The following is an 11755-nucleotide window of genomic DNA, read 5'->3' as shown; positions in this document are numbered from 1 at the left end:
AAACCGCCAAGCGGTAATTATGGTCTTTGAATATCCAATCGCCACGACACGGTCAAAACAACTTCCGCCAAGTCAGGCAGAAACGACAGCGCAAATATCGGGCGCCGACCCGGCCTAAGCCGCCCATCCGCGCGAGTTTGCCGGAGAAACAGCGGTCATTACGGGAGAGTCTTCATTACGGTTTTGAATCGAACCCCGATTCCTGCTGTTTCACGTGAAACGCTCGTTTACTTGCCGATACAAAATTCAGAGAAAATCACGTCCAGCAGATCCTCGACCCCGACCCGGCCGGCAATCCGCCCAAGGGCATCCGCAGCCGTGCGCAGGTCTTCGGCGCGCAATTCCAGCGGCCGTCCGCCCGAAATCGCCGCCGTCAGCGACTCGCGTGCGACCGCAATCCAGCGACGGTGACGGTCGCGGGTCGCCACCGGATCGGAGGTGCTGCCGACGGCGTCACGGGCAAAGGCGCCCAGGGCCGAGATCAGATCGGCGAGACCCTCTCCGGTCAGCGCCGACAGGCGGAACCTCGGTTCATCCCCCTCGCCGCCGCGGCCGGAAGGCGCTGCCCCTGGAAGATCCTGCTTTGTGGCAACCGTCCAGACCGGGGCGGAGACCTCAGGAGCGGCGCGGGCGTGCCCGGCCTGCGCATCGGGATCGGTCAGCCACAGCACCAGATCGGCATCGGCGGCGCGCGCCAGAGCCCGCCGGATCCCCTCCCGCTCCACCTGGCCTTCCGCCTCGCGGATGCCGGCGGTGTCGATCAGGGTGAGCGGATAGCCGTCGAGATCGAGATGCACCTCGATCACGTCGCGCGTGGTGCCAGCCTCCTCGGTAACGATGGCGACATCGCGCTGCGCGATGGCGTTCAGCAGGCTCGACTTGCCGGCGTTGGGCCGGCCAAGCAACGCCACCTGGACGCCCGAGCGCAACCGCTCGGCACCGCGCGAACGCGCGAGATGGGCATCGATCTCGTCGCGCAACCGTTCCGCCTCCGCCCAGATCCCGTCCGCGACGCTGCCCGGCACATCGTCTTCGTCGGCGAAATCGAAGTCGGCCTCGATCATGGCACGCATCCGAATCAATCGGCTCCGCCAGCCGTCATAGACCGCCCCCAGCGCCCCGCCCATCTGGGAAACGGCCTGACGGCGCTGCGCCTCCGTCTCCGCATGGATCAGATCGGCAAGCCCCTCGGCTTCCAGCAGATCGAGCCGGTCGTTGTCGAAGGCCCGCCGCGTGAATTCTCCGGCCTCCGCCGGCCGATAACCCGGTATCCGCCCGAGCGCCGTCAGGAGGGCTGCCACCACCGCCCGGCCGCCGTGACACTGGATCTCGACCACGTCCTCGCCGGTAAAGCTTGCCGGCCCCGGAAACCACAGGCACAGGGCCGCATCGAGAAGGTCTCCCGTTTGCGGATCGCGCAGGCGGGACAGCGAAGCCATACGCGGCTCGGGGAGCCGGCCCGACATCGTTTCGAGAGCGACTCGAGCCGCCGGTCCTGAAATCCTCAAGATCGCCACGCCTGTGGGCAGACCCCCACTCGACAGGGCATAGATGGTATCCTGCGTCATGCCCGTTTCGCTCTCCGGTGCCCGTCACAAGGGCATTTGTCTTGCAGGCGTGTGCCAGCGCCTTACCTTCTGGTGAAGCCGGTGGCGGGACGGACAGATCCGCGCCCGCGCCGCTTGCGCCCCTCTTACCGGGAAGCCCCATGACCGACAACCGCCTTGCCACTGCCACGAGCCCCTATCTTCTGCAGCACAAGGACAATCCGGTGGCTTGGCGCCCCTGGGGCCCGGAGGCGCTTGCCGAGGCCCGCGACAGCGGCAAACCGATCCTGTTGTCTGTCGGATATGCCGCCTGCCACTGGTGTCATGTGATGGCGCACGAGAGTTTCGAGGATCGGGATGTCGCGGAGGTGATGAACACCCACTTCGTCAACATCAAGGTCGATCGCGAGGAACGCCCGGATATCGACCAGATCTACATGAACGCGCTGCATGCGCTTGGCGAACAGGGCGGCTGGCCGCTCACCATGTTCCTGACCAGCGAAGCCGAGCCCTTCTGGGGCGGGACCTATTTTCCGAAAACGGCACGTTGGGGTCGACCCGGCTTCGTCGATGTCCTTCTGGCGGTTTCCAAGAGCTACCAGTCGGATCGCAGCCGAATCGATCAAAACCGCGATGGCCTGATGGCCCATCTTCGCACCGTTCCGTCCGGCGAAGACGTCTCGCTCCCCAGGGGTCTTGCCACGACGGCGGGGCTGAAGCTCGCGGACATGATCGACCCGGTTTCCGGTGGAACGAAAGGCGCTCCCAAATTTCCCCAGGCAAGCGTCATGGAGCTGGTCTGGCGCGCGGCCCTTCGCTCCGGCGACAGGGCCGCGCGCAACGGCTGCATCCTGTCGCTGGAGCGGATGAGCAACGGCGGAATTTACGATCACATCGGCGGCGGGCTGTCGCGCTATTCGGTCGATGAGCGCTGGCTCGTTCCGCATTTCGAGAAGATGCTCTACGACAATGCCCAGTATCTGACGCATCTGGCCCTGGTCGGAAGCGCCGAACTCACCCCCGGCAATGATGCATTGTTCCGCAGGCGAATCGAGGAGACCGCCGCATGGTTGGAACGGGAGATGCGGGTCGACGGCGCTTATGCCGCAAGCCTCGATGCCGACACCGATGGCGAGGAAGGCAGGACCTACGTCTGGACGCCGGACCAGGTGGTCGACGTCCTCGGCGGGGCCGACGCCGTTGCCTTCAACCGGGTCTATGACATTTCCCCGGCCGGCAATTTCGAAGGAAAGAGCATTCCCAACCGGCTGACGCGGACCGATGATACCGACGACCCGACGGATGAGGAAACCCTCCAGGGATGGCGCGAACGGCTTCTTGAGGTTCGCAACACACGAGCCCAGCCCGGGCGTGACGACAAGATCCTGGCGGACTGGAACGGCCTGCTGATCGCGGGGCTGGTCCGCGCCGCGGATCATGTTTCACGTGAATCCCTGTCTGAAGCCGCTGCCCGGACCTATCGGTTCATCCTCGATACCATGATGACCGAAACCGGCCTTGCCCATGCCTATCGGGCGGGAACGATGGTCGCCCCGGGATTTTCCACCGACCACGCCGCACTGATGGTCGCCGCCGTGACCCTTGCAGAAGCCGCCCCCGAGCCGCAGACGGCGGACGGGTACCTCGCTGACGCGAAACAGCTGGCTGACCTTCTGCATAGCCACTACAGCCATGAACGCGGCGGCTACTACCTGACCTCGGATGCGGCCGAGGGTCTGATCGTGCGCCCCTACTCCGCCTATGATGAAGCGACGCCAAATGGAAACGCCATGGCGGCAGAAGCGCTCGTCAGGCTCTGGCATCTCACCGGCGACGACATTTACAGGGATCGGGCGGAGCAGATCTTTTCAGCGTTCTCGCAAGCTATTCTGAAGAACGTGTTCGGAACGGCCGGATTGTTGAACGCGATGGACACGCTGGAACATGGCGTGCTTGCGGTCTGCGTGACGCAAACCGGCGCCCGGGACCCGGCCTTCGATCGTGCGCTTCTAGCGCTTGCCGACCCGGCGATTATCCGTCGCACCGTCGCGACCGGAGACGCATCCCTGCCGGACCATCACCCGGCCGCCAACAAGACCCTCGTCGACGGCAAACCGACGCTTTACCTGTGCACGGCCGGCCGCTGCGGACCGCCGCTTACCGACCCGGCCCATGTGGCCGATCATCTCCGCGACCTGCGCGGTCGCTAAACCGCCCGGCCGACAGGCGGTAGAGCACATGCGGTCGCAACGGATGACCGGCTGGAATCGCGGGGTGCTCAAAGGCGCCGGCGGGATCTTCACTCATGCCGAGCCGCTCCATCACCCGCCGCGACGGTGTGTTGCCGAGGGTCGTGAATGAGATGATTTCCGGCAAGCGCAAGGTTTCGAAACCGAATCGAAGCCAGGCCATGGCGGCTTCCGTCGCAAACCCATGCCCCCAGGCATGGCGGGCAAGCCGCCAGCCGATCTCGAGCGTATCCGGGACGGGTACGTCGGGCGCCGCTCGGTTAAGCCCGACAAATCCCAGAAACCGCCCGCTGGCCTTCTCCTCTACCGGCTGAAAACAGATCCCGTCGCTCTCCGCCTTGGCCCTCGCGCGGGTAATGATGGCATCGCTCTCGGATCGGCTGAGGGTCGCGGGAAAGTAGCGCATCACCTGGGGATCGGCGTTGAGAGCGGCGAAGGGCGCGGCATCTTCCGCGCGCCAGGGACGCAACACCAGGCGGTCGGTTTCCAGCGTGTATTCGGGCATATCCGCTCTCTTGCATTGTTGCGCAACCGAATCGGCCTGATTCACGTGAAACACAATGCAAAACACCCGCAAGCGCGCTTGCGGGTGTTCCACGTGAATCCGACGCCGCGCGACCCGCGCGGGGATCGCAAACGGTTCAGGTGTTCATGCTGTCGAAGAAATCGTCGTTCGACTTGGTCTGGCGCAGCTTGTCGAGCAGGAACTCGATGGCGTCGACCGTGCCCATCGGATTGAGGATACGGCGCAGGACGAACATCTTCTTGAGCTGGACCGGATCGACCAGCAGCTCTTCCTTGCGGGTGCCGGAGCGCTGGATGTCGATCGCCGGGAACACGCGCTTGTCGGAGATCTTGCGGTCGAGAATGATCTCGGAATTGCCCGTGCCCTTGAACTCCTCGAAGATCACTTCGTCCATGCGGCTGCCGGTATCGATCAGGGCGGTGGCGATGATTGTCAGCGACCCGCCCTCCTCGATGTTCCGCGCGGCACCGAAGAAGCGCTTCGGACGCTGCAGCGCATTGGCGTCGACACCGCCGGTCAGCACCTTGCCCGAGGACGGGACGACGGTGTTGTAGGCGCGACCGAGACGCGTGATCGAATCGAGGAGAATGACGACGTCGCGTCCGTGCTCGACGAGGCGCTTGGCCTTTTCGATCACCATTTCGGCAACCTGGACGTGGCGCACCGCCGGTTCGTCGAAGGTCGACGACACGACCTCGCCATTGACCGTGCGCTGCATGTCGGTGACTTCTTCCGGCCGCTCGTCGATCAGCAGCACGATCAGATAGCATTCGGGATGATTGGTGGTGATCGCCTTGGCGATGTTCTGCAAGACAACCGTCTTGCCGGTCCGCGGCGGCGCGGTGATCAGCCCGCGCTGGCCCTTGCCAAGCGGCGCGACCAGGTCGATGACCCGTGCCGTGAAGTCCTTGCCGTTCGGCAGTTCGACTTCCATCTTCAGCCGCTCGTCGGGATAAAGCGGCGTCAGGTTGTCGAAGTGGACCTTGTGACGGGCCTTGTCGGGATCCTCGAAATTGATCTTGTTGACCTTGAGCAGCGCGAAATAGCGCTCTCCATCCTTGGGACTGCGGATCTCCCCTTCGACCGTGTCACCCGTGCGCAGAGAAAAGCGCCGGATCTGGGAGGGGGAAATATAGATATCGTCCGGCCCGGGGAGATAATTGGCGTCGGGGGATCGCAGGAACCCGAAACCGTCCTGAAGCACTTCGACAACGCCCTCGCCGATAATATCGACATCCTGGTCAGCCAATTGCTTCAATATCGCGAACATCAGCTCCTGCTTGCGCATGGTGCTCGCATTTTCGACCGCATGTTCCTCGGCAAAAGCAAGAAGTTCGGTCGGTGTCTTGATCTTGAGATCTGAGAGTTTCATTTCCCGCATGGGCTAGGGAGAGTCTTCTTCTGGAGTGACTGGGTACAATCGATCCGCATGCAGCGATGGGCAAGTGGATCGTACGACTGAAAGGTTGGGAATTCCGTGGGTCGAAAGCCGGCTTCTCGAACCGGCCTGATCTCGCAGCGTGTCCGCAAAAGAACCCTGAGACCATGCCCAATGGATTTGAGGTTTCCGGAAACTACATTTTTAATTGAACGAGAGCAAGCGGGATTCCGTACTTCTTTCGGATTAAATCTCCGCAACATCAGTCTTGCATGAGGCAGACCCTGCGGCAGATCGCAGATCACGCGCTCAGAACGGCTTGATCACCACCAGAATGACGATCACAACCATCAGCACGGTCGGAACTTCGTTGACAATCCGGTAGTGCCGATGGCTGCGGGTGTTTTGGTCGTCGGCAAACGCCCTGACGCAGCGGGCCAGATAACCGTGATAGCCGCTCATGATCAGGACCAGCGCGAGCTTGGCGTGAAACCAGCCGTCGCGAAAAAACCCGCCCTCATAGGCGACCCAAAGGCCGAACACCCAGCTTGCGATCATTGCGGGCGTCATGATCGCCTTGAGCAGGCGCCGTTCCATGATCTTGAAGGTTTCGCTTTGCTGCGTGCCCGTCTCGGTTTCCGCGTGATAGACGAACAGCCGCGGCAAATAGAACAGCGCCGCCATCCAGGCGATCACCGACATGATGTGAAGGGCCTTGAGCCAGAGATAGAGCATTCGCGGATCAGCCCCTGGGATCCGGCGTCGCGCGGACGCGTTCGATCATGCGGCGCACATTGTCCGGATCCGCGTCCGGCGTGACGCCATGGCCGAGATTGAACACAAGCGGTCCGTCGCCAAGCGTCTTGAGCACCTGGTCGACACCCTCGTCGAGTGCGGCGCCTCCCGCCACAAGACGCATCGGATCGAGATTGCCCTGCACCGGCACCATGCGCTGCACGTCCTGCGCCAGCGCGCCCGGCACCGTCCAGTCGAGACCGACGGCATCGACGCCCGTCTCGGCGATATAGGTCTTCAGCCGCGCGGCCGATGCCTTGGGAAATCCGATGATCTTGGCATGCGGAACCACGGCTTTCACGCCGGCGACAATCGCCTTCGTCGGGGCGATCGACCAGCGCGCGAAACCGGCATCGTCGAGGACGCCCGCCCAGGTATCGAATACCTGCACCGCATCGGCACCCGCCTCGAACTGGCGGATCAGGTACCGGATGGATGCGGGGACCAGCTGGTCGATGAAGGATTGCATCAGCTCAGGATCGCGATAGGCGCCGACACGGGCGGCGATCTGGTCCTGGGTGGTGTGACCGGCCACGGAGTAGCAAGCGACCGTCCAGGGGGCTCCGCAGAAGCCGAGAAGCGTCGTCTCTTCCGGAAGTTCGGCCCGCAGGCGGCGCACGGTCGCGATCACGGGATCAAGATGCTGTTCCGCCCGTCCCTGGTCGAGCTGGTCCACCAGGCCGGACCTGAGCGGATCGAGCACCGGTCCACGGCCTTCCTCGAAGCGAACGGGATATCCGAGCGCGTCGGGGACAACGAAAATATCGGAAAACAGGATTGCCGCATCAAAGCCATAACGGCGGATGGGCTGGAGGGTGACCTCCGTCGCCAGATCCGTGTCATAGCAGAATTCCAAAAAATTAACCTTCTTTGAACGAACTTCGCGGTATTCGGGAAGGTATCTGCCGGCCTGACGCATCATCCAGACGGGAGGCGGCCAGAGCCGATCTCCTTCGAGCACACGCATGACCCGTCGCGAGCTTGTCTGAGACACGAACACCCCCTTCTAAAAAAAAGAAAAGAATCCTGAATCTGGATTCTGTTGTTTTTGTTTGTCGGTGGACATCCGGGATTGCCGGTTGTCGACACCTCTCCACATGACTCATTCATGGCGAAGCTGTCGAGGAGTTTCCTCTGAAAAGAGTCTCGTGCCAACCGGTGACAACCCGGATTCCGATAATTTTTTCAAGCCGGTGCGCTATGGTTAACTTCTTGTTAACCTTTGAGTCGCACGCGCCCTTTCTGGGGATGGCGAAGGAACAAACCGGTTGTCCCCACTCCAGGGAACGCTTTCGGATCCGGGTCCCGCGGCGGTGTGAATTGTTGATTGTTTTTGCGCTTCGGGCATGGTGGACGGCCCGCTGCCAACTTATGCCCAGACCGGGGGCCTTTATGAACATCAAAACCGTGACACGGGGATAACAGCTTGGGAAAATCCCGTAACTTCTTTCATTTGCACATGGTTTCGGATTCCACCGGCGAGACGCTGATGACCGTGGCACGTGCCGCGACGGCGCAATATGAAGATGTGCAGGCGATTGAACACGTCTATCCGCTGATGCGGACGCTGCGCCAGCTCGACAAGGCGATCGCCGAGATCGAGAACACGCCGGGGATCGTCCTCTACACGCTGGTCGATGCGGAACTGGCCGAGCGGCTCGAACGGGCAAGCCGCGCGCTCGGCATTCCCTGCGTCAACATCCTGTCGCCGGTGTTCTCGGTGTTTCAGTCCTATCTCAATGTGCAGCTGACCGGCCGGGTCGGCGGCCAGCACGCGCTGGATGCCGAGTATTTTCATCGCATCGACGCGTTGAATTTCACCATGATGCATGACGATGGCCAGATTCCCGACAATCTGGACGAGGCCGACGTGGTGCTTCTGGGGGTCAGCCGGACATCCAAGACGCCGACCTGCATCTATCTCGCCAATCGCGGGATCAAGGCGGCGAACATTCCCATTGTTCCCGAAATCCGGCTGCCCTATCAGCTTTTCGAGGTGCGCCGGGCGATGGTGGTCGCGGTGATCGCATCGGTGGAACGGATCCAGCAGGTGCGGCAAAACCGGATCCTGTCGCTGAACGCGGCGAATTTCGCCAACGAGAGCTATGTCGACCGCCGTGCCATTGCCGCCGAAATCGCGGCGACGCGAAAGCTTTGCGCCGAACGCGGCTGGCCGGTGATCGATGTCACGCGCCGCTCCATCGAAGAGACCGCGGCGGAGATCATGAGCCTTTACCGGGCGCACAAGAACGCGCTGGAACGACCGCCGACCCCCTGATATTGCCGTAAGGAGCTGAAATCCTGCGTCGATCCGATCCCTTGTTTTCCAAACTCCGGGCCCAGACATGACCGAAATCATTCTCGCCAGCGCAAGCCGCATCCGCGGCGAACTCCTGCGCAACGCCGGCCTAAACATTATCGTCGATCCCGCCGATGTCGACGAACGCGCCATTGAGGAGCCGCTTCTGAAGAGCGGCTTTCCGCCCGCCGACATCGCCGAGGTGCTGGCGGAGGCAAAGGCACAGGCCGTCAGCGAACGCCATCCCGGCGCCTTGGTGATCGGTGCCGATCAAGTGCTGGAATTCGAGGGCAACCGGCTGACAAAGCCGGATGACATGGAGGCTGCCCGCCGGCAGTTGCTTGCCATGTCCGGCAAGACGCATGCGTTGCATTCCGCTGTCACACTGGCCCGCGATGGCGAAACGCTGTGGCGCCATGTCGCAACGGTCCGGCTCAAGATGCGCGATTTCGGCCCGGCCTTTGTCGGACGCTATCTCGCCCAGGTCGGCGAGGTCGCCCTCACCAGTGTCGGGGCCTATCAGCTGGAAGGGCCGGGCGTGCAATTGTTCGAGACGATCGACGGCGATTATTTCTCCGTCCTCGGGCTGCCACTGCTGCCGCTTCTGGCCAGGCTGCGCGAGCAGGGCGCCATCGAGGCATGACCCGTCGCGCCGCAATCACCGGATTTCCGGTCGCACACTCCCGCTCGCCGCTGATCCACGGATACTGGCTGAAGCACCACGGCATCGACGGTACCTATGACCGTGTCGCGGTCGAACCGGCGACGGCAGAGACATTCTATCGCGCCTTCGCAAAGAGTGGGCTGGTCGGCTGCAATGTCACCGTCCCGCACAAGGAAGTGGCCGCAGCCTGCTGCGACGAGCTGGACGATGCGGCCCGGGCCATGGGCGCGGCCAACACGCTGTGGCTCGACGACAGTGGCCGGTTGATGGGTGCCAACACCGACGGCCTCGGGTTTCTCGGCAACCTCGATCAACAGGCGCCGGGCTGGGATGCGCGCACCAAAAGCGCCCTCGTGCTCGGCGCCGGCGGTGCCGCACGCGCAATTGTCTGGGCATTGGCCTCCCGTGGTGTGGAAAAGGTGCTTATCGCCAATCGCACTCTGTCCAAAGCGCAGGACCTGGCGGACCGTTTCGCTCCCGTCGCAAAAGCCGTTTCCTGGGACTATCTGGCGGACATCCTGGGGAGAACCGATCTTCTCGTGAACACGACGTCGCTTGGCATGGAAGGACAGCCGCCGCTCGATCTGGACCTGTCTCCCCTGCCGGTCGAGGCGCTGGTGACCGACATCGTCTATGCGCCGCTGGTCACGCCTTTGTTGCAGGCGGCCCGGGACAGGGGACATCCGATCGTCGACGGCCTTGGCATGCTGCTTCATCAGGCGGTGCCGGGCTTCGAGCGCTGGTTCGGCGTGCGACCCGAGGTTGACGATGCATTGCGGAGGCTCGTCCTGGCCGATCTGGGCGTTTCGCCGTGATTGTCGTTGGCCTCACCGGCTCCATCGGCATGGGCAAATCGACCACGGCCGCCATGTTCGCGGCCGCCGGCGCTGCCGTTTACGATGCGGATGCGGCCGTCCACGCTCTTTATCGAAGCGAAGGCGGGCCGGCGATCGAGGCCGCCTTTCCCGGAACGGTGACCGACGGTGTCGTCGACCGCAAGGCGCTCGGTGCCCGTGTGATCGGCAAGCCGGAGGAGATGAAGCGGCTTGAGGCCATCGTGCATCCGCTGGTGCGCGCGCGCGAGACCGCCTTCCTGCAGGCGGCGAAAGCCTCTGGCGCCCGCGTCGCCGTGCTGGATATTCCGTTGCTGTTTGAAACCGGCGGCGAAGCGCGGGTTCACGCCAGCATCGTCGTTACGGCGGATGCGCAGGTGCAGCGCGCCCGCGTGCTGGCGAGGCCCGGCATGACCGAGGAAATCTTCGCCGCGATCCTGGCCAAGCAGATGCCCGACGCGCAGAAGCGCCGTCGCGCGCATTTCCTTGTGGACACCGGCCACGGCATGTCCCACGCCGAACGCAGCGTTGCAGCGATCCTGCGCGCCCTTGCCGCTCTGGGCTGAGCGGACTGCGTGTCGCTCACATGTGGAAAAGCCGGGGATCTCCGGTGGATTTTCCGCGCGCCGCTTGAGCGATCCGCCCGCCGTGCCAAGACTGGTGCCGGTGACAATCGCATCGCCACTGGTGATCCCCGCGTTTGGCGGTCCTGCAAGAGAGTCCTGCCGCCATGCGCCGTGAAATTGCCTTCGACACGGAAACCACCGGGCTCGATCCGCGAAACGGCGACCGGCTCGTCGAGATCGGCGGCGTGGAGCTGATCAACCACGTGCCGACGGGGCGCACCTACCACGTCTATCTCAATCCCGAACGCGACATGCCCATCGAGGCCTTCAACGTGCACGGACTGTCGGAAGAGTTTCTGGCAGACAAGCCGAAGTTCGCCGAGGTCGCGCAGGAGTTTCTCGAGTTCGTCGACGACGCGACGCTGGTGATCCACAACGCCGCCTTCGACATGGGCTTCATCAACATGGAGCTCGGACGGCTTGGTCTCGGCCCGTTCCCGGCCGAGCAGGTGCTCGATACCCTGGCGATCGCCCGGCGCAAGCACCCCGGATCGCCGGCCTCGCTCGATGCGCTGTGCTCGCGCTACGGGATCGACAATTCGCGGCGAACCAAACACGGCGCGCTGCTCGATTCCGAGATCCTGGCGGAAGTCTATATCGAGCTGATCGGCGGAAAACAGGCCGGGCTTGCCCTGTCGGTGGAGGATGAGGCCGATTATTCCGGGTCCGAATCCAGGCGCGCGCGCGTGCCGGCGCGTCCGCGTCCCAGGCCGTTGCCACCGTTGCTGGGCGAAGCCGAGATCGAGGCGCATCGCGCTTTCGTCGCCGGCATGGGCGAGGCCGCGCTCTGGCGGCGCTACGACGCCGACTGAGCCTCTTGCACGTCGATCCTCAATGA

General features: G+C 63.3%; 11 protein-coding genes. 6 read left to right on the top strand and 5 right to left on the bottom strand.

All coding sequences use genetic code 11. From position 1 onward, the window contains the following. Positions 1 to 227: 227 nt before the first annotated feature. Positions 228 to 1568 carry a tRNA uridine-5-carboxymethylaminomethyl(34) synthesis GTPase MnmE gene (mnmE, locus tag LC092_RS10045; protein WP_224806383.1) on the bottom strand — a complete coding sequence of 447 codons (1341 nt, stop codon included), beginning with the start codon at positions 1566 to 1568 and terminating at the stop codon, positions 228 to 230. A 140-nt stretch (positions 1569 to 1708) separates the two neighbouring features. Between mnmE and LC092_RS10040 the strand changes: the two genes are divergently transcribed. Further along, a complete protein-coding gene (locus LC092_RS10040) occupies positions 1709 to 3757 on the top strand; it encodes a thioredoxin domain-containing protein (protein WP_224806382.1) in 2049 nt (682 codons plus the stop codon). On the opposite strand, the gene LC092_RS10035 is transcribed toward LC092_RS10040, so the two are convergent. From LC092_RS10035 to hemE, 4 genes are all read right to left on the bottom strand, one after another. After that, entirely contained in the window at positions 3705 to 4394 is a 690-nt protein-coding gene (locus LC092_RS10035) for a GNAT family N-acetyltransferase (RefSeq protein ID WP_224806381.1), read from the bottom strand. The genes LC092_RS10040 and LC092_RS10035 overlap by 53 nt on opposite strands. A gap of 43 nt (positions 4395 to 4437) precedes the next feature. Beyond that, positions 4438 to 5703: a transcription termination factor Rho gene (gene rho, locus LC092_RS10030; RefSeq protein WP_224806380.1), complete on the bottom strand. Its 1266-nt coding sequence runs from the start codon at positions 5701 to 5703 to the stop codon at positions 4438 to 4440. A gap of 306 nt (positions 5704 to 6009) precedes the next feature. Next, positions 6010 to 6435 (bottom strand): protoporphyrinogen oxidase HemJ, encoded by a 426-nt coding sequence (hemJ, locus tag LC092_RS10025; RefSeq protein WP_224806379.1) that lies wholly within the window; start codon positions 6433 to 6435, stop codon positions 6010 to 6012. A 7-nt stretch (positions 6436 to 6442) separates the two neighbouring features. Beyond that, positions 6443 to 7489: a uroporphyrinogen decarboxylase gene (gene hemE, locus LC092_RS10020; RefSeq protein ID WP_318245917.1), complete on the bottom strand. Its 1047-nt coding sequence runs from the start codon at positions 7487 to 7489 to the stop codon at positions 6443 to 6445. A gap of 432 nt (positions 7490 to 7921) precedes the next feature. On the opposite strand from hemE, the gene LC092_RS10015 reads away from it, so the two are divergent. From LC092_RS10015 to dnaQ, 5 genes are all read left to right on the top strand, one after another. Beyond that, positions 7922 to 8773, top strand: a complete 852-nt coding sequence (locus LC092_RS10015) for a pyruvate, water dikinase regulatory protein (protein WP_224806377.1) — start codon at positions 7922 to 7924, stop codon at positions 8771 to 8773. Positions 8774 to 8840: 67 nt separating this feature from the next. Next, positions 8841 to 9437: a Maf-like protein gene (locus tag LC092_RS10010; RefSeq protein ID WP_224806376.1), complete on the top strand. Its 597-nt coding sequence runs from the start codon at positions 8841 to 8843 to the stop codon at positions 9435 to 9437. After that, positions 9434 to 10273 carry a shikimate dehydrogenase gene (locus LC092_RS10005; RefSeq protein ID WP_224806375.1) on the top strand — a complete coding sequence of 280 codons (840 nt, stop codon included), beginning with the start codon at positions 9434 to 9436 and terminating at the stop codon, positions 10271 to 10273. Before LC092_RS10010 ends, LC092_RS10005 begins: the two co-directional genes overlap by 4 nt. Next, positions 10270 to 10857, top strand: coding sequence for a dephospho-CoA kinase (gene coaE / locus LC092_RS10000; RefSeq protein ID WP_224806374.1), 588 nt, complete (start codon positions 10270 to 10272; stop codon positions 10855 to 10857). Before LC092_RS10005 ends, coaE begins: the two co-directional genes overlap by 4 nt. A 164-nt stretch (positions 10858 to 11021) precedes the next feature. Beyond that, a complete protein-coding gene (gene dnaQ, locus LC092_RS09995; protein ID WP_224806373.1) occupies positions 11022 to 11729 on the top strand; it encodes a DNA polymerase III subunit epsilon in 708 nt (235 codons plus the stop codon). Positions 11730 to 11755: the final 26 nt, after the last annotated feature.

Source organism: Stappia stellulata (assembly GCF_020176715.1).
In the GTDB taxonomy this organism is placed as follows: domain Bacteria; phylum Pseudomonadota; class Alphaproteobacteria; order Rhizobiales; family Stappiaceae; genus Stappia.
This window is presented reverse-complemented; position numbering and strand designations above follow the sequence as displayed.

What these genes read in the sequence shown, in the direction of transcription:
- mnmE (WP_224806383.1), bottom strand. Translation starts at nt 1,568, where the DNA reads ATGACGCAGGATACCATCTATGCCCTGTCGAGTGGGGGTCTGCCCACA.
- LC092_RS10040 (WP_224806382.1), top strand. Translation starts at nt 1,709, where the DNA reads ATGACCGACAACCGCCTTGCCACTGCCACGAGCCCCTATCTTCTGCAG.
- rho (WP_224806380.1), bottom strand. Translation starts at nt 5,703, where the DNA reads ATGCGGGAAATGAAACTCTCAGATCTCAAGATCAAGACACCGACCGAA.
- hemJ (WP_224806379.1), bottom strand. Translation starts at nt 6,435, where the DNA reads ATGCTCTATCTCTGGCTCAAGGCCCTTCACATCATGTCGGTGATCGCC.
- LC092_RS10010 (WP_224806376.1), top strand. Translation starts at nt 8,841, where the DNA reads ATGACCGAAATCATTCTCGCCAGCGCAAGCCGCATCCGCGGCGAACTC.
- LC092_RS10005 (WP_224806375.1), top strand. Translation starts at nt 9,434, where the DNA reads ATGACCCGTCGCGCCGCAATCACCGGATTTCCGGTCGCACACTCCCGC.
- dnaQ (WP_224806373.1), top strand. Translation starts at nt 11,022, where the DNA reads ATGCGCCGTGAAATTGCCTTCGACACGGAAACCACCGGGCTCGATCCG.